The 25750-nt window shown below is 70.5% G+C and carries 18 protein-coding genes; 9 read left to right on the plus strand and 9 right to left on the minus strand.

Features of this window, described 5'->3' with window-relative positions:
• Window positions 1-48 precede the first annotated feature (48 nt).
• The 3 genes from ABZU99_RS30005 (at window position 49) to ABZU99_RS30015 (ending at window position 3732) form a co-directional block, all read left to right on the plus strand.
• Window positions 49-276 (plus strand): MbtH family protein, encoded by a 228-nt coding sequence (locus ABZU99_RS30005; RefSeq protein ID WP_355952817.1) that lies wholly within the window; start codon window positions 49-51, stop codon window positions 274-276.
• A gap of 65 nt (window positions 277-341) precedes the next feature.
• The gene (locus ABZU99_RS30010; RefSeq protein WP_356048872.1) at window positions 342-2921 is read left to right on the plus strand and encodes a penicillin acylase family protein; all 2580 of its coding nucleotides are present in this window, start codon (window positions 342-344) and stop codon (window positions 2919-2921) included.
• 7 nt (window positions 2922-2928) lie between these two features.
• On the plus strand, window positions 2929-3732 hold the full coding sequence (locus ABZU99_RS30015) for an alpha/beta hydrolase (protein ID WP_355952823.1): 804 nt from the start codon (window positions 2929-2931) through the stop codon (window positions 3730-3732).
• An 85-nt stretch (window positions 3733-3817) separates the two neighbouring features.
• Here ABZU99_RS30015 and ABZU99_RS30020 read toward each other — a convergent pair whose 3' ends face one another.
• The 5 genes from ABZU99_RS30020 to ABZU99_RS30040 all read right to left on the minus strand — a co-directional run bounded on the left by ABZU99_RS30020 (window position 3818) and on the right by ABZU99_RS30040 (window position 12060).
• Window positions 3818-5950, minus strand: a complete 2133-nt coding sequence (locus ABZU99_RS30020) for an aminotransferase class I/II-fold pyridoxal phosphate-dependent enzyme (RefSeq protein ID WP_355952826.1) — start codon at window positions 5948-5950, stop codon at window positions 3818-3820.
• Between the two features lie 55 nt (window positions 5951-6005).
• A complete protein-coding gene (locus ABZU99_RS30025; protein WP_356228064.1) occupies window positions 6006-8756 on the minus strand; it encodes a ferritin-like protein in 2751 nt (916 codons plus the stop codon).
• A 32-nt stretch (window positions 8757-8788) separates the two neighbouring features.
• On the minus strand, window positions 8789-9931 hold the full coding sequence (locus ABZU99_RS30030) for a cytochrome P450 (RefSeq protein ID WP_355952832.1): 1143 nt from the start codon (window positions 9929-9931) through the stop codon (window positions 8789-8791).
• A gap of 302 nt (window positions 9932-10233) precedes the next feature.
• On the minus strand, window positions 10234-10953 hold the full coding sequence (locus ABZU99_RS30035; protein WP_355952835.1) for a hypothetical protein: 720 nt from the start codon (window positions 10951-10953) through the stop codon (window positions 10234-10236).
• Window positions 10954-11121: 168 nt separating this feature from the next.
• On the minus strand, window positions 11122-12060 hold the full coding sequence (locus ABZU99_RS30040) for an ABC transporter ATP-binding protein (protein WP_355952838.1): 939 nt from the start codon (window positions 12058-12060) through the stop codon (window positions 11122-11124).
• A gap of 551 nt (window positions 12061-12611) precedes the next feature.
• Between ABZU99_RS30040 and ABZU99_RS30045 the strand changes: the two genes are divergently transcribed.
• On the plus strand, window positions 12612-14480 hold the full coding sequence (locus ABZU99_RS30045) for a glycoside hydrolase family 95-like protein (protein WP_355952841.1): 1869 nt from the start codon (window positions 12612-12614) through the stop codon (window positions 14478-14480).
• Between the two features lie 149 nt (window positions 14481-14629).
• On the opposite strand, the gene ABZU99_RS30050 is transcribed toward ABZU99_RS30045, so the two are convergent.
• Together ABZU99_RS30050 and ABZU99_RS30055 are read right to left on the minus strand one after the other, a co-directional pair.
• The gene (locus ABZU99_RS30050) at window positions 14630-17143 is read right to left on the minus strand and encodes an ABC transporter permease (RefSeq protein ID WP_355952843.1); all 2514 of its coding nucleotides are present in this window, start codon (window positions 17141-17143) and stop codon (window positions 14630-14632) included.
• Window positions 17143-17886, minus strand: a complete 744-nt coding sequence (locus ABZU99_RS30055; protein ID WP_355952846.1) for an ABC transporter ATP-binding protein — start codon at window positions 17884-17886, stop codon at window positions 17143-17145. The genes ABZU99_RS30050 and ABZU99_RS30055 overlap by 1 nt, the downstream gene beginning before the upstream one ends.
• A gap of 154 nt (window positions 17887-18040) precedes the next feature.
• On the opposite strand from ABZU99_RS30055, the gene ABZU99_RS30060 reads away from it, so the two are divergent.
• Together ABZU99_RS30060 and ABZU99_RS30065 are read left to right on the plus strand one after the other, a co-directional pair.
• Window positions 18041-19267 carry a histidine kinase gene (locus ABZU99_RS30060; RefSeq protein ID WP_355952849.1) on the plus strand — a complete coding sequence of 409 codons (1227 nt, stop codon included), beginning with the start codon at window positions 18041-18043 and terminating at the stop codon, window positions 19265-19267.
• Window positions 19264-19929: a response regulator transcription factor gene (locus tag ABZU99_RS30065; RefSeq protein WP_355952852.1), complete on the plus strand. Its 666-nt coding sequence runs from the start codon at window positions 19264-19266 to the stop codon at window positions 19927-19929. The genes ABZU99_RS30060 and ABZU99_RS30065 overlap by 4 nt, the downstream gene beginning before the upstream one ends.
• Window positions 19930-19996: 67 nt before the next feature.
• Here the strand turns inward: ABZU99_RS30065 and ABZU99_RS30070 are convergent, their stop codons facing one another.
• Window positions 19997-22447, minus strand: a complete 2451-nt coding sequence (locus tag ABZU99_RS30070) for an ABC transporter permease (protein ID WP_355952855.1) — start codon at window positions 22445-22447, stop codon at window positions 19997-19999.
• Window positions 22441-23178 carry an ABC transporter ATP-binding protein gene (locus ABZU99_RS30075; RefSeq protein ID WP_355952858.1) on the minus strand — a complete coding sequence of 246 codons (738 nt, stop codon included), beginning with the start codon at window positions 23176-23178 and terminating at the stop codon, window positions 22441-22443. Before ABZU99_RS30075 ends, ABZU99_RS30070 begins: the two co-directional genes overlap by 7 nt.
• A 132-nt stretch (window positions 23179-23310) precedes the next feature.
• Between ABZU99_RS30075 and ABZU99_RS30080 the strand changes: the two genes are divergently transcribed.
• The 3 genes from ABZU99_RS30080 to ABZU99_RS30090 all read left to right on the plus strand — a co-directional run bounded on the left by ABZU99_RS30080 (window position 23311) and on the right by ABZU99_RS30090 (window position 25723).
• Window positions 23311-24606 (plus strand): sensor domain-containing protein, encoded by a 1296-nt coding sequence (locus ABZU99_RS30080; RefSeq protein ID WP_355952861.1) that lies wholly within the window; start codon window positions 23311-23313, stop codon window positions 24604-24606.
• Window positions 24606-25238: a response regulator transcription factor gene (locus ABZU99_RS30085; protein WP_355952863.1), complete on the plus strand. Its 633-nt coding sequence runs from the start codon at window positions 24606-24608 to the stop codon at window positions 25236-25238. The genes ABZU99_RS30080 and ABZU99_RS30085 overlap by 1 nt, the downstream gene beginning before the upstream one ends.
• Window positions 25239-25354: 116 nt before the next feature.
• Entirely contained in the window at window positions 25355-25723 is a 369-nt protein-coding gene (locus tag ABZU99_RS30090) for a hypothetical protein (RefSeq protein WP_355952866.1), read from the plus strand.
• Window positions 25724-25750: the final 27 nt, after the last annotated feature.

Here is a 25750-nt window from a genome sequence, read left to right on the forward strand (position 1 = left end):
GGACACCACCCACGGCGCCACCGAGGCACCGGAAGAAGAGGAGCAGCCATGAGCACGAACCCGTTCGAGGACGCCGAAGGCACGTACCTGGTGCTCGTCAACGACGAGAACCAGCACTCCCTGTGGCCGTCGTTCGTCGAGGTGCCCGCCGGCTGGCACATCGCCCTGAAGGAGACGGACCGCCAGTCGGCGCTCGACTACGTCAACGAGAACTGGACCGACATGCGGCCCAAGAGCCTGGTGGTCGCCATGGAGGGGGCCGACAAGACGCAGTGATCGAGGACCGCCCCCGCCGAACACCCTGACAGACGGACACGAAGGGTTTTCCCCGCATGGTAGGCATGACCCGGCTGCACGGAACCGCGCGCAAGTCGGCACTGTCGTTGGCGGCCGGAGTCATGCTGGTGGGGCTCGCGGCCGTACCCGCGTCCACGGCCGCGACGGCGGCCCCGGCGGACGGCCGCGCCGTCATCCAGTACACCGAGTACGGCATCCCGCACATCACCGCCTCCGACTACGAGGGCCTCGGCTACGGCTCCGGATACGCCTCGGCCAAGGACAACCTGTGCACCCTTGCCGACGCGTTCATGACCGAAAACGGTGAACGGTCGCTTCATCTGGGCGCCGACGCTCCGGCCGACCCGGGCCTCGGCCAGGCGAGCACCAGCCTCGACAGCGATCTGTACTTCCAGCGGATCAAGGACAGCCACGTCGTCGAGAAGCTCGCCCGCCAGGCCCCGCCGAACGGCCCCGACCCCGAGGCCGCGCAGATGGTCCGCGGCTATGCCAAGGGCTACAACCGCTATCTGCGCCAAGCCCTGGCGGACGGCGGCATCACCGACCCCGCGTGCCGCGGCAAGGCGTGGGTACGCCCCATCACCCCGCTCGACGTCTACCGCCACGTCTACGCGATCAGCACCGGCTCCGGGTCCGGCGTGGTCATGGACGGCATCGCGCGGGCCCAGCCGCCGACGGCGACGGGTGCGACGGCGGCGTCGCGCGGCGCGGACGCCAGGAGCACGAAGAGCACGGACGCGAGGAGCACGGACGCGAGGAGCACGGGGGCGAGGAGCGCGGGGGCGAAGAGCACGGGGGCGAAGAGCACGGGGGCGAGGAGCACGGACGCGAAGAGCACGGGGGCGAAGAACACAGGGGCAAAGCTGAACGCCGCCATCCGCCGTGCCCGCGACGACGGCAGGCTCGGCAGCAACGCGATCGGTGTGGGCGCCGACGGCACCACCTCCGGGCGCGGGGGCGTGCTCCTCGCCAACCCGCACTACCCCTGGCATGGGCCCGCACGCCTCTGGCAGAGCCAGCTGACCATCCCCGGCCGGGTCAACGTCTCGGGCGCCTCGCTGCTCGGCTTCCCCGGCGTGCTCATCGGCCACAACGCGGACGTCGCCTGGAGCCACACCGTCTCCACCGCCGCCACGTACGGGCTGTACGAGGTGGCGCTGATCCCCGGCAAGCCCACCCACTATCTCGTCGACGGCAAGCCCGAGAAGATGACGAGCCACCGCGTCCGGGTGCGCGCCCGCCAGGCCGACGGCAGCACGAAGGTCATCACGCGCACCCTGTGGAACACCCGCTACGGCCCGGTGATCGACACGGGGCCGGGCGGCGTGCCGCTGCCCTGGGCCCGTACCGCGCACACCATCCGTGACGCCAACGCCACCAACCTGCGGGCCATGAACACCTGGCTGGGCCTGGGCCGGGCCAGGACCACCGACGACGTGCTGCGCGCGCAGACCCGTACCCAGGGCCTGCCCTGGGTCAACACCGTGTCGGTCGACAGCCGGGGCAAGACCCTCTACTCCGACATCCAGGTCGTGCCGCACGTCACCGACGACCTCGCCAAGGAGTGCAGCACCGACCTCGGCCGGCAGGTCTTCCCCAACAGCGGCATCTCCGTCCTCGACGGCAGCCGCGGCGCCTGCGCCTGGGGCAGCGACAAGGACGCCGTACAGCCCGGCCTCTTCGGCCCGCACCGGCTGCCCACGCTGACGCGCACCGACTACGTCACCAACTCCAACAACAGCCCCTGGCTGGCCAACCCCGAGGCGCCGCTCACCGGCTATCCGCGCGGCGTGGGCGACATCGGCACTGCCCGCTCGTTCCGCACCCAGGAAGGCATCCTGGCGGTGCAGCGCCGCCTCGCCGGCACCGACGGACTGCCCGGCAAGGGCTTCTCCCGCAGGACGATGGAGCAGACGCTCTTCGGCAACCGGAGCCGGACCGCGGAACTGGCCGCGTCCTCGACCGCCGCCATGTGCGCGCGGTTCCCCGACGGCCGCGCGCCTTCGTCCCATGGCCCCGTCGACGTCTCCCGCGCCTGCGGCGCACTGGCCCGCTGGGACGGCCGCTACACCCTGGACAGCAGGGCATCACTGCTCTTCGCCCGGTTCACCCTTCTGGCCGCCCGGGTCGAGGGCGGACCGTGGCGTCACCCCTTCGACGTCCGCGACCCGCTGCACACGCCCAACACCCTGGCCGTCGACAACCCCGCGGTGCAGCGGGCGTTCGGTGACGCCGCGGCCGAACTGAAGGCCGCCGGGATCCCCCTGGACGCCCCGCTGCGGGACCACCAGTACGTCACCCGCGGGAAGGACCGGATCCCGGTGCACGGCGCCCCGAGCCCGCTCGGCGTGCTCAACGTCATCACCCCCGCGTGGGACCCGAAGGCCGGCCACACAGACGTCATCACCGGCTCCAGCTTCATCCAGGTGACCGAGTTCGGCCGCGGCGCAACACCGCGCACCTCCTCGCTGCTCACCTATGCGCAGTCCAGCGACCCCACATCCCCCCACTTCAGGGACCAGACGAAGCTCTTCTCCCGCGGCGTCTGGATCCGTGAGCGCTTCACCCAGCGCGACATCCTCGACTCGCCGCGGCTGCGCACCCAGGTCCTGACCTGGAGATAGGAGGGCCATGCCCATTGCCACCATCAACGGGATCCGCCTGAGCCACCAGGACACCGGCTCGGGCGATCCCGTCGTCATGATCATGGGATCGGGCAGCGGCGGCCGGGCCTGGCATCTGCACCAGGTGCCGGCCCTGACGGCTGCCGGTCACCGCGTCATCACCTTCGACAACCGCGGCATCCCGCCCACCGACGTCTGCACCGGGGGCATCACCGTGGCCGACATGGTCGGCGACGTCGTCGGGCTGATCGAGACCCTGCGGCTGGGCACCGTGCGCGTCGTCGGTACGTCCATGGGCGCGTACGTCGCCCAGGAACTGGCGCTCGCCCACCCCGGGCTGGTGCGCCAGGCCGTGCTGATCGCCAGCCGGGCGCGCAGCGACGCGCTGCGCCGGGCGCTGGCCCGCGCGGAACAGGAACTGCACGCCTCGGGCACCGAGCTGCCGATCGCCTACCGGGCCGTCGTCCAGGCGATGCAGAGCCTGTCTCCGCGCACCCTTGACGACGAGCAGTCGATCGCCGACTGGCTCGATCTGCTGGAGATGGCACGGGAGGACCGGGCGGGCAGGGGCGCCCAGCTCGCGATGGAGCCGATGCCCGACCGCCGCTCGGCGTACGCGGGCATCACGGTCCCCTGCCACGTCATCTCGTTCGCCGACGATCTGATCACGCCGCCACGGGCCGGGGAGGAACTGGCGAGCGTCATTCCCGGCGCGAGCTTCGAGCTGATTCCGGACGCCGGCCACTACGGGTATCTGGAGAACCCGGAAGCCGTCAACAAGAGCATGCTGGAGTTCTTCCGCGCGGGCTGATACGCGCGCTGCGTGACCCACGACGTGAGAGGCGAAGGGGGCGGGGCGGTTGCCACGGCAACCGCCCCGCCCCCTTCGCGTCCGCTCACTCCGCGGTGAGCATCCACAGCCAGGTGGACGGTGCCCCCAGCGGCTCACGCCGCTCGATGCGCAGCCCCGCGGCGGCGAAGGCGTCCTCGTAGGTGGCGCGGTTCATGATGGGCGTGTCCATGAACGCGTGGACCAGCTCGAAGCCCACCGAGAAGATCGGCAGCCCCGCCCGCTGCTCCTGCCACTCCTGGGCCGTGGTGTCGCCGATCAGGAATTTCCCGGCCTTCGGGAAGACGCGGCGCAGTGTGCGCATGACACCCGCCGGGTCGCCGGTGGCGTCGAAGAGGTCGTGCATCATCAAAAAGCTCGTGACCAGCTCGACGTCCGGGAACGTCTGGTGGGAGAAGGCCAGGACGTCGCCGTGCACGATCTCGATGCGATCGGCGCACCCCTCCTCGGCGACCCGCTTGGTCGCCTGCACACAGGCCGCCTCGTTGATCTCGATCCCGATGCCGCGCCGGGAGGGGTCCTGTCCGCACAGCCGCAGCAGCCGGGTGGCGTCCCCGCAGCCCAGGTCGGCGACGGTGCCGCAGTCCACCGTCGCGAGCAGCTTCTCCTCCAGCGGCAGCATCATCGCGCGGCCCACCTCGCCCGAGCCGACCGCGACCATCCTGCCGTCGCGGTCCACGTCCTGCTCGAAGACGGAGCTGCCCCGCGCGAGGCCGGTCAGGCCGCGCAGCACCTCGTGGTATCCGCCGACGCCCCAGGTGAAGAAGCCCTTGTGGTGCACGAGGTCGCGGCCGGTCTCAGTCAGCGTCACGGTGTACGGGCCGTCGGCCGTACCGGCGGGAATCTCGACGTATCCGAGCAGGGCGGCCGCGCGCACCAGGGCGAGCAGCCTGGTCGGCTCCGAGCCCGACTCGGCGGCTAGGGAGTCCAGCGTGCGGGGTGTCTCCAGCAGCCGCTCCCATACGCCCAGTTGGTTGAGCGCGAACACGACGTGCGAGCCGATGTACCCGTTGAACAGCGTCTGCGGCGACACCGCGGGGTGCGTCGGCACGGTGAGCGCGTCCCTCGCCCCGCCGAGGCCGTGGCCGAGCGTGGCGCGGGCGCCCGGTCCGGCCAGCAGCGTGGCGACCACGGCGCAGAACCGGTCCATGGCCTCGGGCGTGGCCACGGTCACCCGGACGTAGCCGGGGAGCCCGAACAGCGTCAGATCCCGCACCAGGATCCCGTGCTCCTCGGCGAGACGGCCGGCGAACTCGTCGCTCGGCCCCGGAGTCTTGACCATCACGAAGTTCGTCACCGACGGCACGAAGCTCACGCCGAGCCCGGCCAGCCCCTGGCACAGGCGCTCCCGCGCCTGCGCGGTGCGCTCACGGACCTCGTCGAGGTGGTCACGGCTGTCCAGCGCCGCCACCGCCGCCTGCTGCGCCAGCCGGTTCATGTTGAACGGCAGCGCCTGCCGGGCCCGCTGGAGCTCGGCGATCAGCTCCGCCGGGCCGAGGGCATAGGCCGCGCGCAGCGAGGCCAGCCCCCACGCCTTGGAGAAGGTCCGCAGCACGATCAGCCGACGGCCCTCGCGCACCGCGTCCAGGGCGCGCTCGTGACCGTCGCCGGCGAACTCCATGTACGCCTCGTCGAAGACGGGCACGACACCGGCCTGCTCGGCGGCCGTGAGGATGTCCTCGACGGCGGCGGGGGAGAGCACGCTGCCCGTCGGGTTGTGCGGATTGCAGACGAAGACCACACGGGCGCCGTCCCCCAGCGCCGCCTGCAACTCGGCGGCCGGGATCCGGAAGTCGGCCAGCCCGACGGTTCGGACCGTCGCACCGGCCACCGCCGCCGAGGTGGCGTACCCGGGGAAGGTGGACTCCGTGGTGACGACGACGTCCCCGGCCGACACCAGCGCCAGCGTTGTCAGCAGCACCAGTTCATCGGCGCCGTTGCCCACCGCCACCATGTCGTCGGTGACGCCGAAGCGCGCCGCAAGGCGTGCCCGCAGCACGGAGGCGTTGCTGTCCGGGTAGGCCGTGCACCGGCCCTCCAGCTCCTTGGTGACCGCGGCGATCACGCCGGGCGGCGGACCGTAGGGGTTCTCATTGCAGTGCAGCCGGACCATGTCGTCGCCCCTCGCATGCTCTTGGTGGAGGGGCTGCACTGATGGCGGGCGAGTCACGGTGCTCACGGTGTCTCCTTCGACTGGTGACGGGAAAGTGCCTGGACGCGCCTCGCTCGCCGCGCTACTGGCCGAGGTCCACGCCGGGTGACTGGAAGGCAGGGCCGAGGACGGTCCTGGCGCCCTCCGCTGAAGGCATGTCCAGCAACTTCCGTGCCTCCACCTGCACTTGGAACATGAGGCCGACCGTGTTGTCCAACTCCGCGGGATGGCCGTCGAAGACCCGGTGCAGGCCCTTGAGGAGGTTGGTGTACGAGGTGTCGCAGCGCAGCGAATCCCTTCGGCCGGCGGAGCCCGCGGGGAGCCGGTAGGTGTCGGGGTCGTCGACCATCGGGTACACGCCGTCCGGGTCGAACGGGATCTCCGGGCCTTCGTAGCCCCAGCTTCCGTCGGCCTTCCGCTTCAGCTGCCGCCCCTCGACGATCTCCTTGAACATGTAGTAGTGGCCGAGCTCCCCCGGGTCGCCCAGGCCGTCGTCGTTCAGGTCGTGCGGGCTGCCCTCTCCCTGCTCGATGATCTGGTAGATGCCCAGCAGCGCCGACTCCTTGTCGGTGACCTTGTAGAGCGTCTTCGGCGCGTCGGGCCAGCCGACCTGGCGCGCGGGATCGCCGCTGAAGAGCTTGCCGCCGTCGTCGAACCGGATAATGGCCCGGGCGATGCGGTTGTAGAGCCAGCCGATGGTCTGAGGCTCGTACTCGGCCTTGGTGAACCAGCCCTCCAGCTTGGCCATCGCGGCGCCGTCCGCCGCCAGCACCTTGCCGTGCCGGTCGGTCCTCACGCTCTTGGGATCCACCACATGGCCCTTGAACGGCTTGCCGTCCACCATCGGATGCTGGGGTTGCTCGATGGCCATGAAGACGTCCTTGACGTGCTCCAGGGACAGCTTGCGCAGCCTGACCTCCAGATCGGGCAGGACGGAGGCGGGCAGCTTGCCCGGGTAGGTGGGCACGAGACCGGGCCGGCCGATCTGCGGCTTGCCGCCCACCGCGTTGAGCACATTGCACACCTGCGCCATGTGCTGCATCTCCTCCAGCACCACCGCGCGGATCAGCTTGCCGATCTTCACATTGCGGTCGGGTTTGATCGACAGCAGCGCCGTCAGATACGGCGGTATGGTCGCCAGCTCCACGAGCATCGCCTGCTGGAGCACGTCCCTGAGCTCATCGGGCGTGGTGATGTCGAGGATCAGCGGTTCGGGACCCGCGTCCAGCCAACTCACGATCATGTCTCGCTTTCCTGGGGAGAGGTCCCTGGTGACCGGCATGTGATTGGGGGAGTCCCGGGGCGCCAGCAGCGTCCGCCTGATGTAGGTGCGGTGCCGCACGACATGGCGGTAGTTGCCGAGGTCCAGCACGTCCCGCATGACGGGGAAGAGATTCGCGTACTGCTGGAAGATGGGCCGCACATCGCGCATCCAGGTGGGCTTCGCGGGCGCCCGGTAGGCATCGAAGACCCGGACGCTGAGCGTGCCGTCCGGCTCGCCCGGCCGGTGCAGCGGCCCGTACGAGATCTGGGCGGTCGCACCGTCCATCACCTTGCGCGGATTGCCGGGGTCGGTGCCGGTGAAGCCGACCTTGGCCCGGCCCTTGGCGTCGGTGACCGCCTCGGCGGCGACGGAGACCGGCTGAGGCGGCTTGCCGGCGTTCAGGAACAGCCGCAGCCCCGCCGCCGGCTTCCCGAACCGGGTGGCGTACAGCGTCGTCGAGCCCGTCGCCTCGGAACTCTCCGGGTAGAGCCGGAACACGAACCCGTCCGCGTGCACCCAGGTCCCCTCGCCGTTCTCGGCGAGCAGCACCCCGGGGTCCTTGGCGTCGTCGACCACGGCGAGCCGGCGGTCGGCGATGAGCCGCAGCCGCTCGCGGTCCAGGCGCGCGGTGGCGATGCCCGCGCTGCGCTCGTAGAAGCCGCTGTCCATGCCGGTGAGCGGGGCGAGCGGCTTCGGTTTGCCGTCCGCGTCGAGCACGGCCAGCCGCAGTGTGCCCACGTCCTCCAGCGGGCCACCGCGCTTGGTGGCCCGGATACTGTTGGCCAGATCCACGAAGACGGTCCCCGACGCCTCGTCCACCCGGCACGGGGCGTGGTTGAGCGGACTCTTCGCCCCGGCCTTGCGCAGCCGGCGACCGGCGAGGAAGCGCTTGGGCTCTCCCGCGTAGTACGGGCCGATGGACCCGACGACCCGCCCGAAGGTGATGTTGTCCGGCCAGTGCTCGACGCCGTCCTCGACCGCGTCCATGGTGAGCTTGACCGACAGCAGACCCTTCTCGCTGCGCGCGCGCAGGGCTTGCAGAAAGGGGGAGCCGCCAGTCTCCGCCCACTCCAGGCCGGACAGCACCGACTGATAGGTGCCGGCCATGTCCGGTCGTCCCGAGGGCAGCGTGGCCCGGGGCCACAGGTCCTCCACGGCCGACGGCAGGAAGTCGCCGCGCAGGAGCTCACGTCCGTCCTTGTCCAGCAGCCGGGGCCGCCACCCGTAGATCTCGGGAACCATCTGGTTGGACGGGTCGAGGTCGACCATCTTGCCGTTGGTCCGCAGGTCGTCGTCGACGAGCCGGCCGCCGACGACCGGATCCTCACGGCCGCTGGTGACCTGCCTGCCGTCGGGGAAGCAGACACTGGTCACCGACACATCGGCCAGTCGTACCGTGCCCGGCCCGCGGGGATTCCACAGCCCGTTGACATCGGGCAGGTTCATCCGCCACTGGAAGCGGGGCTCGAAGAGGTTGTTGTCGAAGTACGGCGCCGCGTTGTTGGCCGTGGCCACGTCCGTCTGGATGGTGCCCGCGAAGTTCAGCCGGGGATACCCGAGATAGGACACGTCTTACGTCCTCCGTGCTCAGTGAACGGGCGTCAGGCCCAGCGGACATCGACCGGCAGCCTGGCGGGCGCGAGATTGACCCGCGGCGCCTGGTACTCCAACGGTGTCTCCCGGGACACGCTGATGCCGGTACACCGGTCGAGCAGCAGGGACATGGCCGTCTCCGCCACCACCCGTGCGAGCGGCGCGCCGAGACAGAAGTGCATGCCATGGCCGAAACCGAGGTGGCGGTTGGGGGAGCGGCGGATGTCAAAGCGGTCGGGGTGGGCGAACTGGGTCTCGTCCCAGTTGGCGGCCGCCGTCCACACCGCTACCGGCTGCCCCGCCTCCACCGTGTGCTCGCCGATCCGGGATTCCTGCGTCGTCAGCCGCAGCGACCGCGGCAGCGGGCCCCGGTAGCGGAACACCTCCTCGATGGCCGTGGGGATCAGGCCCCGGTCGGCCCTGATCTCCGCCGCCGCATCGGGATTCTCGTCGAGGCAGACCACGAGGTTGGCGAGCAGCATGGTCGTGGTGTTGTGGCCCGCGAGCAGCATCACCGCGGCAAGGGAGACCACTTCCTCATCCGCCAGCCGGTCGCCATCGATGTCCACCGTCACCAGCCGGCTCAGCAGATCGGCCGCCGGTTCCCGGCGCCGCCGGGCGACGAGCTCGTGGAGGTAGACCTCCAGCTCCTCCAGCGCGCCCCCGAGCTGCTCGCCACCGCTGGGCGTCGCGGCCTGGCCGCTCGGGTCGATCAGCACGGCGGCCCAACTCTGGAAGGCGCGCCGGTCGTCGTGCGGCACCCCGAGCAGCTCACACAGCACGATCATCGGCAGCGGGTACGCGAGCCGCTCCAGCAGATCGAACCGCTCAAGACCGGACAGCTCGTCCAGGATGCCCTCCGCCGTCTCGGCGACCCTCGGCGCGAGACGGTTCACCAGCCGCCGGGAGAACGCCTGGTTGACCAGGCCGCGGAACTTCCGGTGCGTGGGTGGGTCCATCGTGAAAAAATTCATCCGGGTGAGCCGCTCGAGGACCGGTGGCACCGTGGTGTCCACCCCGGCCGCTCGTCCCGCCGCCCGCAGGTCCGCCGAAAACGTCGGGTCGGCGAGCACCCTCTGCGCGTCGTCGTATCCGAATACCTGCCAGACCTTCAGGGACTCGTCGTAGCCCACGGGATTGGTCTTCCGCATATGGTTCAGCCACGAGTAGAGTTCCGCAACCTCCTTGTCCAGAAGTCGGGCCGTATTGTCGGAATGTACTGGCCCAGAAGGCAGCATGAGTCCCCACCCAGAGGCAATTGTCGGCTAACGGCAACGAGAGGCTAACTCAGCTCCGATGCCCTGTCAGGGCCCGACTTCTGCCGCGCGCCCGAGCTTCCGGCCCGAGCGAGAAGGGAAACCCGGCCCCGCCAGTTTCTTTTCGCCACGACTTAATGAGCGAAATTCCGACGGGACCGGGCCGGGGAAACCACGAGAGATTAAGACGGGCGTGCTCAGGCGTCGCGGGAGCGCAGCACCCACCATCCGGCCGCGTTGGCCGCCACGGCCCAGAAGGCCAGCAGGGCTATCGCGACGGGCGTCCCGTACACCGGGTCCTCGGAGACCCCCATGAGGGTCATCCCAGCCGGCCCTGGGAGGTAGTTGGCGGCCTTGGACAGTATCTCCACCGACGTCGACTGCATGATCATCGGCAGTACCAGCATCACGAGGAAGGCCACGGTCAGCGTGCCCGCCACACTCCGCACGGCCGCCCCGACCCCTATGACGATCACCCCTGCCGTGCCGAGGTAACCCCCCACGGCCAGCGCCCGGCCCACCGTGTCGCTCGCGGTCACCGGATCCGCGGCATCGCCGAGCGCCAGCAGCCCCGAGCCCAGCCCCAGCGGGGTGAGCACCATGCCCATGACGAACAGCACCGGGAAGACCACGATGCTCTTGGCCAGCAGCATGCGATAACGCACCGGCACCCACTGCAGCGTCGACCGGATGCTGCCCGTCGCGTACTCGGTCGCTATGACCATCGTTGCCAGAGCCAGAACCGCGAACTGTGCCATGAAGACGACACCGGTGCCGACATTGTCCAGCGGCTCGGTCGGCAGCCCCGCACCGGAGCTGCCCCCCGAAGGCTCGGAGCGGGCGGCCACGCCCGCGATGACGGTGTAGGCGACGAGCAACGCCGCCGTGGCGGCCAGGCACACCCACGTCGAGCGCACCGACCACAACTTCGTCCACTCCGCCGCGCTCGCTCCGAAGAGCCCGCCGCGGCCCCCCGGCCTGGCGCCGGAGCGAGCGCGCAGGGGAGGGGAAGAGGCAGTGGGAGAAGAGGAGGGGGCGGGAGAGACGGCGGAAGCCGTGGAAGTGGCGGTCTTGTCGGTCATGGCTCAGCCCTGCCCTGTCTGGTTCTGGCCCGAAGGCGCACCGTATTCGACGCTGTCCGAGGTCAGCTCCATGTAGGCCTCCTCCAACGAAGGCTCTTGGACGCTGAGTTCATGCAGCCGGGTGCCGGCCTTGTGGGCGAGGTCACCGACCTGCTCCACGGTCGCGCCACGGACCGTCAGCGCGTCCGCGCCCGAGCGCTCCGACCTGAAGCCGGCCTTGGCGAGCAGCGACTCCAGCTCTTCGAGATCGTGTGGTTCCGGGGCCCGGACCCGGACCGTGCCCAGCGCACTGCGCTCGATGATCTCCTCCATCGGCGCGTCCGCGATGAGCCGTCCCTTGCCGATCACAACGAGTTGGTCGGCGGTCTGCTGCATCTCGCTCATCAGATGGCTGGAGATGAAGACCGTCCGGCCCTCGGCGGCGAGAGCGCGGGCGATCTGCCGCACCCAGCGCACCCCGTCCGGGTCCAGACCGTTGACCGGCTCGTCGAAGATCAGCACCCCCGGGTCGCCGAGCAGCGCCCCGGCGATGCCCAGCCGCTGACCCATGCCGAGGGAGAACAGCCCGACGCGCCTCTTGGCCACCGACGTCAGCCCGACCTCCTCCAGCACGTCCTCGACCCGGCTGACCGGTATGCCGTTGCTGCGTGCCATGGCCCGCAGATGGCTGCGAGCGGTACGCCCGGGATGGAGCGCCTTGGCGTCGAGTAGCGCGCCGACCTCCCTGATGGGGTGGCGCAGCTCCTCGTACCGCTTGCCGTTGACCAGAGCCTTGCCGGCCGTCGGGTGGTCCAGGCCCATGATCATGCGCATGGTGGTGGACTTCCCGGAGCCGTTGGGGCCGAGAAAGCCGGTGACGCGACCGGGCTCGATCGCCAGGCTCAGGTCATGGACCGCGGTGACATCGACGTAGCGCTTGGTCAGTCCGCTGAGGGTAATCATGGACAGCTCCCCTGCTGGCGCTGCTCCCGGTTGGCGCGCCGATACGAACCACAGTAGAAACCGAGACAGGGCGGGCACATCCGACTATGGGATTCAGCCATCTATCACTTTCGTAAGGGGGGGACTCTGGCGTCGCGCAGGGGGTGGAGAGCGTCTTTCAGCCCGGGCTTAAGGACGGTGACCTCCTTGCTCCGCCGTCGCTAGGCTCTCTTTCGGCGGACTTTCGGCTCGGTGGAGCAGAGCCGCTCGCTGCGAATGCGCGTCCTCAGGAACTCAGCACAACCTGCGAAGCGCGTGCGTTTCCGGAGAGAAATCCGTGCCGCTCACCGGTGTGCGTGCCATGGCCCCGGAGCCGAGTGTCAAGGAAATCCGTCGTCATCGGCATGTCTGTGGACCGGGAGGCCGCCAACGTGAATACCGGATTCGGTAGACGGTCGTTTGTCCTCACCGCCGCGGGTACAGGCCTCGCGACCGTGCCCGGCCGGGCATGGGCGACGACAGCGCCTCCCACCCGCTCCACATCCGCCGGCCCCAGCCCACATGAACGCGCGGTGCACGACGCGCGCATGCAGTGGTCGCGGCTGCCCGAGGACTGGCGCACCGCGCCCTTCCTGGGCAACGGCCCGCTCACGGTTCAGGTCCACGGCGCCCCCGGCGGTTCCGCGCTGCGGTTCTCCCTCGCCGGAGCCGGTCTCGCCGCGTCCGTCGCGCCTCACCTCGACCTGGTGCCGACCGGCGCGATCACCGGCCTGCGGTGTGAACTCGATCTGTGGAACGCCGAGTTGACCGGGACCCTCACGACGACCCGGGGGCAGATCGCCTTCGCGGCGCTTGTGCCGCACCACCGCGAGGTGCTCCTCCTCCGCACGCTGGCCGAGGAGGGCGAACGGGGCGCGTCCTTCACCCCCCTCCCCGCCAACCGCATCGACGCGAGCGTGACCTGGGTCCAGGGCAGGAAAGACCGCGGAGGCGCATGGCTCGCGGCCGCCCTGGGCACGACGGACAGCGGTGAGCTGCGCAGGATCCTCGCCGACGGTGCGCGTGAGGTGATCGCTGAGCACCGGTGCTGGTGGCACGGCTTCTATCCGAGCAGCTATGTGTCCCTGCCGGACAAGACCCTCCAGCGCTTCCACTGGATTCAGATGTACGCCCTCGGCTCCCTCACCGACCCCACGGCGAGGGCGGTGCGGCACACTCCGGCGCCGCTGGGCACGGCCAACCACCTCGCCCTCGGCCCGGTCGCCGCCGCGCTGACGGACGGCCTGGAGCCGTCCCACGATCATCTGGTGGGCGCCCTGCCCGGAGTGGGATCGAAGGGCGGGCGCGCGGAGAACCCGGTACTCGCCGCAGGCGCCCCCGCACTGTGGGACGCCTACCGCCGCATCGGCGACGAGCGCATCCTGCGTGAACTCCTCCACCCGGCACTGCGCAGCGCGGTGACCTTCCACGCGGGCTTCCTCGTCGAGGGAGCCGATGGACTGTTGCATATGCCCCTGACACACGCGACCGGTCATGGCGACATGACGGACTGCACCCATGACCTCTCGCTGCTGCGGTGGGCCACGACACATCTCATCGCCGCCACCCGGCGACTCGGGCTCCACGAACCGCACCTGCCGCGCTGGCAGGACATCGCCGCCCGGCTCACCCCCTATCACCACGACGCCGGCGGCGTCCTGATCGGAGCGGGGGTCAGAGCGGCGCGCTCCGATCCCCGGCCGGGACACCTGCTGTGGATGTTGCCCCTGCGCGAGAAGGTATGGAGCCGGCCCGACGATCGCCCGCTCATGCGGAGCAGTTTCGACCACTGGGCAAGCATGCGGGATGCCTGGGACAGCGGCTCCTATGTCGCCGCGGCCGGCCTGGCCGCCGCGCTGCGCGACGCCGCACAGGCTCATGACTTCCTCACACGGCTGACCGCATCGCATACCGCCGACGACAGCGCGCTGCTGGGGAACACGCTGCACCGCCACGCTTCCACCCTGCGCGCCGCCGCCCCGTTCGACGGCGAGCAGGCACTCCTCGACCTCCTGGTGGGCGGGGACGACGGCGTGGTCGAGGCGTTTCCCGCCGTGCCCGACAGCTGGCGTGACATCTCCGTGGCGGGACTGCGCGTGCCCGGCGCCTTCGTCCTCGACGCATCGCGCCGCCAGGGACGCACCGAATGGGTGCGCGTACACAGTGAATCCGGCGGGTCGCTCACACTGCGGCACGGCATGGACGCCGACACCGAGGTCCGGATCAGCGGTCCCGGGGACGAGGGCCCGGGCCGCCTCGCACGAGCCCGTCGCACGGCGCCAGGCGTCTGCGCCGTGCCCCTCCGAGCCGGAGAGTCCGCCACCTTCGTCCGGCGCGGCCTGGATCCCGCCGTCGAGCCGCGCGAGGTGCCCGGGAACGGTGGGGCCCGCCGCTGGGGGTGACCAGGGCTCCGCGGCACCCGGGCACGCACGCCGCGGTTCGCTGGGCGCCCATGGCTCGGGGGAGACCGATGCGACGGCCGCGCGGCCGCCGGGTCGACAGACTGTGTCCATCGGCCCGGCGGCCGCGCCGAGTTGTGCGCGCATGGCCGTCACTCGCCGGCGATCGCCGCGAGCATGTTGGTGCTTGCCGCCCGCCGCGCCGGCCACATGGCCGCCAGCACCGCCGCCACGGCGATACCGAGGAACGACAGGACGATGACATTGAACGGCAGGGTGAAGTCCCACAGCCGCTGGCCGAACATGGCGTGCTGCATGACCGCCCCCGTCGGGATGCCGACCACCACTCCGAGCAGGGCGCCGAACAGGGAGATCACGATGGACTCCACCCTGATCGTCCTGCGGACCAGAAGCTGCCTGGCTCCCACCGCTCGGATCACCCCGATCTCCCGCGTACGCTCCATGACCGACAGCACCAGCGTGTTGATGACGCCGAACACGGCGATCAGGATCGCCACCCCGAACATCGCATACATCAGGGTGAAGGCGAACTGCTGTTGATCCACGCCCTGCTTGACCAGCCCGTCCCGGTCCGTGATGGCGACATCGGGGCGGTCGCGGAAGGCCTTCTCGATGCTCTGCCGGGCCTTGTCCGGATCCGGCCCGGAGGCGTAGAGGGTGGTGATCTGGCCGCGCAGTGTCTCCGGTGCCTTCGTCACGTCGAGGAAGATGCTGGCCTGCAGCTCGGTCGCGTCATAGACGCCCACCACCGTCTGCGTGACCGATGTCTTGTCGTCCAGCTTCAGCGTGACCTTGTCGTCCATGCCCAGGCCCAGCATGTCCGCCTGGTTCTTCGAGATCACCACACCACGCGTCAGGTCGGCGCTGCCCTCGATGATCTTCGGGGTCAGGACCGTCTTCAGCCCCCTTGGCTCGATCGCCGAGATCCGCCGCTCGGTCTTCCCACCCGGATAGGTCAGCCCCACCAGCACATCGCGGCTGCCCGCCACCTGGGACACGCCGGGCAGGCCGGCGACCGTGCCGGCCTCGGCGGGGGTGAGTGTCGATTCGCCACCGGCCGCCGACTGCAGGACGGTGGTCGTGGCCGGAACGTTGGCCCGCGTCGTCGACGCGATCAGCGACGAGAAGGATGCGCTGAGAGTCGCGAACGCGCACACCAGGCCGAGACCCACGGTGATCGCGGTCGCCGTCCCCGAGGTACGCCGCGGGTCGCCCGCCGCGTTGCGCAGCCCCAGCCGCGCCGCGGGACCGCCGCGCCGTCCGAAGAACCGCGTCACGGGACGCAGGATCACCTCCGCGAGAAGCGGAGCCAGAAGGATGACGCCTACCACCCCGAGGACCGCCCCCACCAGCCCGATCACCCGGGCTATGTTGGAGGAGCTCGGGTCCGCGGTCGTCAGGACCATGACCGCTGCCACGACCAGGAAGGCCAGCCCCAGCATGATCCGGCGGCGCTTGGTCTCCTGCGGTACGACCGCGTCGGTGCGCAGCGCCGCGACCGGCGGAACCGCCGCGGCACGCCGCGCGGAGTTGTACGCGGCGAGCACCGTCACCAGCACGGCGATCCCGTAGCCGAGCAGGATGGCGATGGGGCTGACACTGAAGTCCACGTCGTCATCCGGACGCATCACGGAAATGAGCAGGGGACCGACCGCCACGCCCGCCACCGTCCCCACGGTGCCGCCGGCCAGGCCCAGCACAGCGGCTTCGGCCACGATCCCGGTCCGCACCTGCCGCCGACGGGCACCGACGGCCCGCAGCAGCGCGTACTGCCGGGTGCGCTGGCTGACCAGCATCGTGAAGGTGTTGGCGATGACGAACATCCCGACCAGCAGGGCCACGGCCGCGAACGGCAACATGGTCAACCGGAGTTCCAGTGCCTGGCTCTCCGACTGGTCGGCCGAGGCGTCGGCCAACTCCTTTCCCGTCGCGACATGGAAGTCATCGGCAACGGTCTTCCGCACGGCCGCCGCCATGGCCGTCGTGTCAGCACCCGGCGCCGCGACCAGCTCCACACGCTGGAAGCGAGTGCCGAACAACTTCTGAGCGACCTCCGTGTCGTAGGCCACGGCCGGCACGGCGTCGGACGAGTCGTTCGAGTCCTGCTCCGTCTCCGGACCGAGACGGTTGTAGGTGAACAGCGCGGTCACCTCGGCCTCCTCCGTCCGCCCGCCGGACAGCTGGACGCGGACGGTGTCCCCGACCTTGATGCCGGCGGTTTCGGCGTCGGTCGTATTGAGCGCGACCTGACCGGAGCCGTGGGGCTTCGTGCCCCGGTCGACGGAGAAGCGCTTGTCGTTGCTCCAGTTCGTGCCGGCCCGGTCGAGGACCGTGCTCGTCTTGACGAGTTTGCCGTCATGGCCGACGATTCCGGCCCGGCCGACGATCACACCCTCGGCCCGGGCGACTCCGGACACCTTGGCCAGCCGCTGCGCGTCCGCGGTGGTGAGCTCGGGGGCCTTCCCGGGGCTCTGCACCGAGACCCCGACGTCCTTGCGTCCCTCCTGGGCGGCGAGCGTGTTGGCGATGGAGTCGCTGACCACCCAGCTGCCGACGGTCGCGGTGACCCCCAGCGCGATGGCCACGAGCGTCATGATCGCCCGGCCCTTGTGCGCGAGCAGGTCGCGCAGCATGGTCTTGAACATCAGGAGACTGCCTTCTCGAAGGACTTCATGCGCTCCAGCACGCTGTCCGCCGTCGGCGCGAAGATCTCGTCGACGATGTCGCCGTCCTTGAGGAAGAGCACTCTGTCGGCATAGGCGGCCGCGCTCGGCTCGTGCGTCACCATCACTACGGTCTGGCCGAGTTCGTCGACGCTGCGCCGTAAGAACTGCAGCAACTCCGCGGAGGCGGTGGAGTCCAGCGCTCCGGTCGGCTCGTCGGCGAAGACCACATCCGGCTCGGTGACCAGGGCACGGGCGCAGGCAACGCGCTGCTGCTGACCGCCGGAGAGCTGGCTCGGCCGGTGATCCAGCCTGTTCTGCAGGTTCACCGCCGTGATCACCTTGTCCAGCACGGCCTGGTCGGGCTTACGGCCGGAGAGGTCGAACGGAAGAGTGATGTTCTCCAAGGCTGTGAGGGTGGGCAGGAGATTGAAAGCCTGGAACACGAAGCCCACCCGCTCACGCCGCAGGTCCGTGAGCGCGTTGTCGCTCAGATCGGTCAGCTCGGTGTCCCCGATCCAGATCCTGCCCTCATCGGCCTGGTCGAGGCCGGCGACGCAGTGCATCAGCGTCGACTTCCCGGAGCCGGAGGGACCCATGATCGCGGTGAACTCCTGGCGCGGGAACTCCACGTCGACCCCGGCAAGGGCGACCACCCGGGCGTCGTCCGAGCCGTACCGCTTGGCAAGCCCGGTGGCGCGGACGGCAGCTGTTGTCTGTTTCATGGCATCGAGTCTGCGAGCGAGGGCCCTCCGGGCGCGTCGCCAAAAAGACCACGGAGATGTGCGACTTAGGTTTGGCCCGTACTGAACCTTCGTAGGGGTGAGAGAGATCCGTACGGTGGACGCCGGACGAGCCGTCAGCGCCTACGCTCGGGCTGTGACACAACGTACGGAGATGGTGCACAGATCGCGCATGCGGCGCTGGTCGGACCGCTGGGGGACCACGCTGCTCGCCGGCGTGCTCGTCGCCGGCACACTCCTGCCCACCGATGGCGAGCCCGTCCCCTACGTACAGGCGGAGTTGGGCATCACGCCGACGTCCGGCCTCGTCCTCGTGATCGTGATCGCCGCGGCGTCCCTGGCCGCCGCCCTGTTGCTGCCCCGCATGCGGTGGCCGGTGATCGCCGTCGGATTCGCGGCCTGGATCCTGCTGTCGGTCTGGGTCGCCCTGTGCGCCGCGTCGTATGTCGCCGCGGTCACGCTGCGCAGACGGCTGCTGCTCGCCTGCTACCTGGCGGGAGCGACCGGTGTCACGCTGCTCCCGACGACGACGGGCATGGCCATCGGCCTCCCCGGCATGGCATGGAGCGACCTGCTCCCCTCGATCGGCGGCGCGGGACTCTTCGTCTGGCTGCCGTTCGCCCTCGGGCTGTGGAGCCGGGCCCGCCGCGAGGTGGTCCAGAGCCTGCACGAGCGGGCGGAGCAGCTGGAGCGGGAGCAGGCCGCCCGCACGCAGCAGGCCCGCATGCAGGAGCGGGCCCGGATCGCCCGGGACATGCACGATGTGGTCGCCCACCGGGTGTCCCTGATGGTCCTGCACGCGGGAGGGCTGGAGGTCAACGCCAAGGACGAGCAGACCGCGGCCGCGGCCGAGCTCATCCGCCTCACCGGCCGGGAAGCCCTCTCCCAGCTCAGGGACGTCATCGGCCTGCTGAAGGCCACCGGCGAGGCCGAGGACATGACCGGGCTCGGCCCGCAGCCGACCCTCGAGGACCTCGACCGGCTGCTCGATCAGTCGCGGGCGGCCGGGATGTCCGTGGTCCGCTGCGACGAGGGAACGCCGCAGCGGTTGCCGACCCTGCTCGAGCACGCCGCGTACCGCGTCGTCCAGGAATCCCTGACCAATGTGCACAAGCACGCCGGTGCGGCCCACACCCAGGTCCTCGTCCGGTACCACCACTCCGACCTGGAGGTCGTCATCACCAACGACGCCCCGGTCCGGCCCGTCGAGCCGCTTCCCGGCAGCGGCATGGGGCTCGTCGGCCTGCGCGAGCGGGTCGAGCTGCTGCACGGCGAGTTCACCGCTGAGCCGCGCACACAAGGCGGCTTCGCCGTCAGCGCGCGGTTTCCTCTCACCGCACACCCTACGGAGGCACACGTTTGAATGGAGTAACGCGCACGATCCGCGTCCTGGTGGTGGACGACGAGGCGCTCGTCCGGGCCGGTCTGCGCATGATTCTGGAGCCCGCCGAGGACATCGACGTGGTGGCCGAGGCCGGCGACGGGAAAGAGGCCATGACCGCCTTGGCCGCACACCGTCCGGACGTCGTCCTGATGGATGTCCGGATGCCCGGCATGGACGGGCTCGCCGCGCTCAAGGAACTACGGCGCTCGCCGGACGCCCCCAGAGTGATCATGCTGACCACCTTCGACCTCGACGACTATGTGCACACCGCCCTGCGCAGCGGAGCATCGGGGTTCCTGCTCAAGGACACTTCTCCGAGGGACCTCGTCGCCGCCGTCCGCACGGTCGCCGAAGGCAGCGCCATGCTCAATCCGAAGGTCACCCAGCGGTTGATCGACAACTTCGCCGAGATGGACTCGGCGGACGCCGCCGCAGCTCGCGAGCGGCTGTCGGTGCTGACCAAGCGGGAGGAGGACGTGGTTCGCGCGGTCGCCCGAGGACTGTCGAACGCCGAGATCGGCCGCGAGTTGTTCATGAGCGAGGGCACGGTGAAGGCCCACGTCAGCCGCGCACTCGCCAAGCTGGGCCTGTCGAACCGCGTCCAAGTGGCGCTCCTGGCCCGGGATGCGGGAATGAGTTAAAGGAAACCGCGGTCTCCTGAGAGCCCCGCCCGGCCGCGACAGCCAGGCGGGCTCTCCTCTTCCCTGTCTATTCGCGCATACCGGCCAGTTCCACCGGCCGAGTCCGCAGCGCCAGCCGTGCGGGAAGTACGGCGGACACCACCGCCAGCACCGCACACACGGCCACCGCGGTGCCGACGGTCTCCCACGGGACCACGATCGAGGAGTGCACCGACACCCTCCCGAGTGCGGCCCGGATGGCCAGCAGATTCCCCCCGGCCACGACCGCACCCAACACCGCGCCCACCCCCACGGCCATCAGCGCCTCTGCCGCGACGATGCGCAGCACCTGCTGGTTCGTGGCGCCGACCAGCCGCAGCACCGCCAGCTCGCGCACCCGGTCGGAGACCGCCATGACCTGGGTGTTGGCGAGCGCGATACCGGCGTAGAGCAAGGCGATGCCGAGCACCACCAGGAAGCCGAGGCGGGTCTGCCGGCTGGTCCGCGGATGACTGGCCGCCACCCATTGTTCCCTGCTGTGCACATGGCCGTCCGAAGGCCGCACGGTCTCGCGGAGTGCCGCGGCGACGGTTGCCGGATCCGCTCCGGGGCGCAGCCTGACGTCGATCCGGTCGGGTGCCGCTCCGGCGGCGTTGCGCGGGGTCACATAGACGCCGTTGTTGCCGGTACCGGCGCGCATGACGGCGGCGATGCGAAGACGGGCCTTGCGACCGTCGCCCAGCCAGACGCCGACGGTCTCCCCGACGGTGTGCCGTGCCCACCCCTCATTGACGATGATGCTCCGGTCGTCGAGGTCGGTGACCCTGCCCGACACGACCGGCGGCTTCTCCACCGCGGCCAGTGCCGCCGCTTCGACGGCCAGCGCCTGATCCTGCACCAGCGCGACCCCGTCCTCCATGGTGGAGACGGCGGTGGGGGCCAAAGGCGCGGCGATCGTGCCGGGTACGCGCTCGACCCGTGCCACGGCCCGGCGGCCCAACCCAGAGGGATCGCTCGCTGTCACAACGAAGTCGGCGGCGGTCCGGGTACGGATTTCGCTGGCCTTGGCGTCGTTGATCGTCGCGCTCGCGCCGAGCAGCGATCCGGTCAGCGCGACGGTGATCAGTACCGGGGCGCCGATCGCCGCCGTGCGCCGCACCCCGGCGGCCGCGTTCTCCCGCGCCAGCATTCCGGTCGCGCCCGGCAGCCGGGCGGGAAGCCAGGCCAGCACGCGGGTCAGCGGACGGACAAGGACCGGGGCGAGCAACGCGCAAGCGGTGATCAGCACCATCGGCTGGATCGTGTACGTCTTTCGGTGGAGGATCTCGCCGGGGTCGGTGGCCAACCGCCACACCACCAACCCGATACCCATGCACAGCAGTATCGCGCCGGCCACCCACCGGCCGGGTGTCATCGTCCGGCGGTCCACCGCGGCCTCGCGGAGCGCCTCGGCCGGTCCCACCTTCCCCGCGCGCCGGGACGCCGCCCACACACCGGCCATGGCCACGAGCACTCCGGCCGAGAAGGCCACGTAATACGGCCAGTTCCCTTCGCCGACGGTGAACCATGCCGGCGCGACCTCAGCGTCCACCAGCCAGGACGCCAGCCGTGGAGCTCCGGAGGCGCCGAGTACACACCCCGCGGCCGAGGCCAGTGCCCCCACGGCCGCGGCTTCGGCGAACACCAACCGGCGCACCTGGCGGGGCGTCGCCCCAGCGGCACGCAGCAGCCCGAATTCACGCCGCCGCTGGGCCACGGCGAAGGCGAAGGTGGACGCCACGACGAACACGGACACGAATCCGGTGACCCCGGCCGCCGTTCCGAGCAGGGCGTTCACCGAGACCAGGGCCTCATGGTCCCGGTCCGGATCGGGGTCGGCCAGCCGCCGGTCATTGCCGGTGAGCACCTGGACGCCGGCCGACCCTGGCGCCCCCTTCAGAGCCTTGCGTACGGCGGCGGCCGGGGCCTCCACCACGAGGTTGTCGATCCGCGGGGCCAGCCGGGCCGCCTCGGCGTCACCGAAGAACACCGCTTGCTCGACGCCGGGCCCGGTGACGGTACCGACCACCGTCCGAGTCGCTCCGGCCAGCGTCAGCCGGCGGCTCGGCTCCGCCCGGTCGCCCATGACGACGACCTCTCCGGCCGTCGCAGGGGCCCGTCCCGAGGTGAGCCGGTACGGAGCGAAGGCGGCCGTCGACCAGGGACGGCCGACCTTGCCGCCTCCCAGACCGAAGCCTCGGTCGGGAACCGTCTTCCCCACACGGGCGAGCCGATCGGCCAGTTCGACGCTCACTGGCCGGGGCTGAGCGAGGGGCTTGACGCGTACGCCGACCGGCGACGGCACCCTCAGCGTGTCCGCGCCGCGCACCACCACCGGGGCGCGCGCGAACCGCTCCGGGCCGCGCTCGGGCGCGCTCAGGGTGGACGCGAGGGCCAGCCCCATTGTGGCGATCAGCCCCACGCCCAGGGCGAGGGCGACAAAGGAGCCCACGAAGGTCACCCAGCGGGTGCGCAGGGTGCACACAGCCACGCTCAGCACGTGACGGCCTCCAGCTTCGTCATGCGGGCGGCGACCGACTCGACGGTGGGCGAGCTCAGTTCTCCGCTCAGCCGTCCGTCGGCGAGGAAGACCACGCGGTCCGCGTATGCGGCGGCGACCGGGTCATGAGTGACCAAGATGACCGTCTGCCCGTCGTCATCGACCATGCCGCGGAGCATGCGCAGCACCTCGCCGCCCGTCGCCGAGTCCAGCGCCCCGGTCGGCTCGTCCCCGAACAGCACCTCCGGCCTGGTGATCAGGGCTCGGGCCAGCGCCACCCGCTGTTGCTGCCCGCCGGACATCTGCGCGGGCCGGTGCCGGGCGCGGCCGCTCAGACCCATCCGGTCCAGCACGTCCCGAATCTGCGACCTGGAGGGCCGTCGGCCGGCGAGCCGCAGCGGCAGCGCCACATTCTGCTCGGCGGTGAGCGAGGGCAGCAGATTGAATGCCTGGAAGACGAAGCCGATCCGTTCCCTGCGCAATAGCGTCAGTTTCGTCTCGCTCAGTCCGGTCAGCTCCGTGCCGCCCACAGCGACCGACCCGGCTGTCGGCCGGTCCAGCCCCGCCGCACACTGCAGCAGAGTGGACTTGCCCGAGCCGGAGGGGCCCATGACGGCGGTGAAGGTCCCGGCCGGGAAGGCGAGGGAGAACCGGTCCAGAGCGGTGACGGCGCCCTCGCCGGACCCGTAGGTCTTGGTCACCGCGCTCAGCTGAATTGCGTTGCTCATCATGGTTCCACTCCATCGGCGTTGCCCACCGGAAGCAGCGGGGGCCGGTGGAGTGTTCGGGGTAGGGCAGGACCTACCCCCGGTGGTAGGGCGGGGAGGATGTTCCCGGCGGCCCCCGGCTTCTACCGTCAGGACATGCACACGCGAAACCTGTGGCAGGCACTGGCCAGGCCGGGCTTCCTGCTTTCCTCCTGGCCCTGGCGGTCGGTGGCGTACATGCTGAGCAGCGCGCCCGTCGGGATCGCCACCCTGGCCGGGATCGCGGTGACAGCCGTCGTCGGGGGCGTACTGGCCGTCGCCGTGGTGGGTCTTCCGCTGCTTGCCGCACTGTGTTTCGCGGGACTGCCGGTCGGGGCGGTGGAACGCCGTCGGCTGCGGTTGATCGACGACGAACCGGCAGCCGGCCCCCACATCGCCCCACCCCGGGCCGGCCTGTGGAACTGGGCGCGGACCCGGTTCCGCGAGCAGGTCACCTGGCGTGAACTTGCGTATGCCATGCTCTTCGCGGTCGTCCTGTGGCCGCTGGATCTGCTGGCGGTAGCGACGGCGCTGGCCGTGCCACTGGACCTGCTGGCCACCCCCGCGCTGCTGGCCACGATCGGCGAGGGCACGGAGATACGGGTGCTGAAGCTGTGGGTGGTCACCTCGTGGACGCAGGCATTCGGGGCCGCCCTGCTCGGCGTGGTGCTGCTCGCTGTCTGCGGGTACGTCCTGACGGCGGCAGCCGGAGCCCGAGCCGCGTTCACCAGGGCCCTGATCGCTCCCCGGGACGCTGAACTCGGCTCGTACATCACCGAACTGACGCGGTCCAGGGTCAGGTTGGTGGACGCCTTCGAGGCGGAGCGCCGCCGGATCGAAAGAGACCTGCACGACGGTGCGCAGCAGCGGCTGGTCGCGCTCACCATGACGCTGGGCCTGGCCCGGCTCGACGCCCCGCCGGGACCGGTTGCCGAGCTGATCGCCAAGGCCCAGGCAGAGGCCGGACATGCCTTGGTGGAGTTGCGGGAGCTGATCCACGGCATTCACCCCAAGGTGCTCGCGGACTTGGGGCTGGAAGCCGCCATCGCCGACGCGGCGGACCGTTCGCCGGTTCCGGTGCGCCTCGAATCGGAACTGTCCGCGCGGCGGCTGCCGGAATCGGTGGAGTCCGCGGCCTACTTCGTGGTGCGAGAGGCGTTGGCGAATATCGCCAAGCACAGCGGCGCCACCTCTGTCCGGATAACCGGCCGGCACCACGACGGGCGGCTCGTTGTCGAGGTCCACGACAACGGGCGGGGCGGGGCGACCGCCGATAACGGCACCGGCCTGATGGGACTTGCCGACCGGGTGTCGGCGCTCGATGGCAGACTTGTCCTGTCCAGCCCTTCCGGCGGGCCGACCCTGCTGCGTGTGGAGATTCCTTGCGAGGCGAAGAACGAAGTCTTCGGGTAGTGCTCGCCGAAGACAGCGTGCTCTTACGGGAGGGGCTGATCGGGCTGCTCGACCGCTTCCGTCACCAGGTCGTCACGGCGGTCGGCGACGCCGACGCCTTGCGGGCGGCAGTTGCAGAGCATGACCCTGACATTGTCGTCACCGACGTACGGATGCCCCCCAGGTTCTCCGACGAGGGCCTGCGCACGGCTGTTGCGCTGCGGGCACAGCGGCCCGGGCTGCCCGTGCTCGTTCTCAGCCAGTACATTCAGCGGAATTACGCGACGGAGTTGCTCGACGCCGGTGACGGCCGTGGCATCGGCTACCTGCTGAAGGACCGCGTCGGTCACGTCGGGGAGTTCATGGACGCCCTCCGCCGGGTCGCCGACGGTGGCACGGTCATCGACCCCGAAGTCGTACGGCAGTTGCTGCGCCGGCGCCGTGATCCCCTCGACCGGCTCACCCCGAGGGAACGCGAGGTACTGGCCTTGGTCGCGGAGGGCAGGTCGAACGGTGCCATCGTGCGCGAGCTGGTCGTCACGGAAGCTGCCGTCAGCAAGCACATCGGTAACATCCTCCACAAGCTGGACCTGCCGCCCACCGACGAGACCCACCGAAGGGTGATGGCGGTCCTGGCCTTTCTGCGTGGTTGAGCCTGCCGTTGCCGGACGCCGGCGATGTGCACGGCAGGCGCCGTGGTCGAGAACAGCACGAAAGCGGCACGAAGCGGCGGCGTACAATCCAGCTCTCGGCGTCGGAGGGGGTACGGATGCCTGAGTGGAGTCACGGACATGACCAGCGGCAGCGGCAGGGCCCGAAGCCGCCCGTCACGGCGGGCGCCCGGCCGGGGCTCGACCAGCGCAAGCGGCTGGTCCTGGCGCTGGAGGCGGTCCCGGTGATGGCCGACCCGGCCGCGCGGGGGCAGGTCCTCGGGCTCCTCCCGTCCGAGATTCACGGCAGCCTGCCCCGATCGCCGATCACCCGTGTGGACTTGGTGGGCGTGGTGGAGACCTGTCTGGCCTTTCCCGACGGTCTCAGCCAGCTGTGGCAGGCCGTGAATGTGGTGGACCCCGGGTCGTACGCGCTGCGCGAGCTGGCCGAGATTCTGGCCGAGATGCCCGGGTTCGACGGTGGTTGAACGCCGATGAGGTTGAAAAGGTGTCCG

The organism is Streptomyces sp. NPDC005266, assembly GCF_040607655.1.
Lineage (GTDB): Bacteria > Actinomycetota > Actinomycetes > Streptomycetales > Streptomycetaceae > Streptomyces.

Coding starts and splice junctions, on each gene's coding strand:
- ABZU99_RS30005 (WP_355952817.1), top strand. CDS start 49: ATGAGCACGAACCCGTTCGAGGACGCCGAAGGCACGTACCTGGTGCTC.
- ABZU99_RS30010 (WP_356048872.1), top strand. CDS start 342: ATGACCCGGCTGCACGGAACCGCGCGCAAGTCGGCACTGTCGTTGGCG.
- ABZU99_RS30015 (WP_355952823.1), top strand. CDS start 2,929: ATGCCCATTGCCACCATCAACGGGATCCGCCTGAGCCACCAGGACACC.
- ABZU99_RS30030 (WP_355952832.1), bottom strand. CDS start 9,931: ATGCGGAAGACCAATCCCGTGGGCTACGACGAGTCCCTGAAGGTCTGG.
- ABZU99_RS30040 (WP_355952838.1), bottom strand. CDS start 12,060: ATGATTACCCTCAGCGGACTGACCAAGCGCTACGTCGATGTCACCGCG.
- ABZU99_RS30050 (WP_355952843.1), bottom strand. CDS start 17,143: ATGTTCAAGACCATGCTGCGCGACCTGCTCGCGCACAAGGGCCGGGCG.
- ABZU99_RS30055 (WP_355952846.1), bottom strand. CDS start 17,886: ATGAAACAGACAACAGCTGCCGTCCGCGCCACCGGGCTTGCCAAGCGG.
- ABZU99_RS30075 (WP_355952858.1), bottom strand. CDS start 23,178: ATGATGAGCAACGCAATTCAGCTGAGCGCGGTGACCAAGACCTACGGG.
- ABZU99_RS30080 (WP_355952861.1), top strand. CDS start 23,311: ATGCACACGCGAAACCTGTGGCAGGCACTGGCCAGGCCGGGCTTCCTG.
- ABZU99_RS30090 (WP_355952866.1), top strand. CDS start 25,355: ATGCCTGAGTGGAGTCACGGACATGACCAGCGGCAGCGGCAGGGCCCG.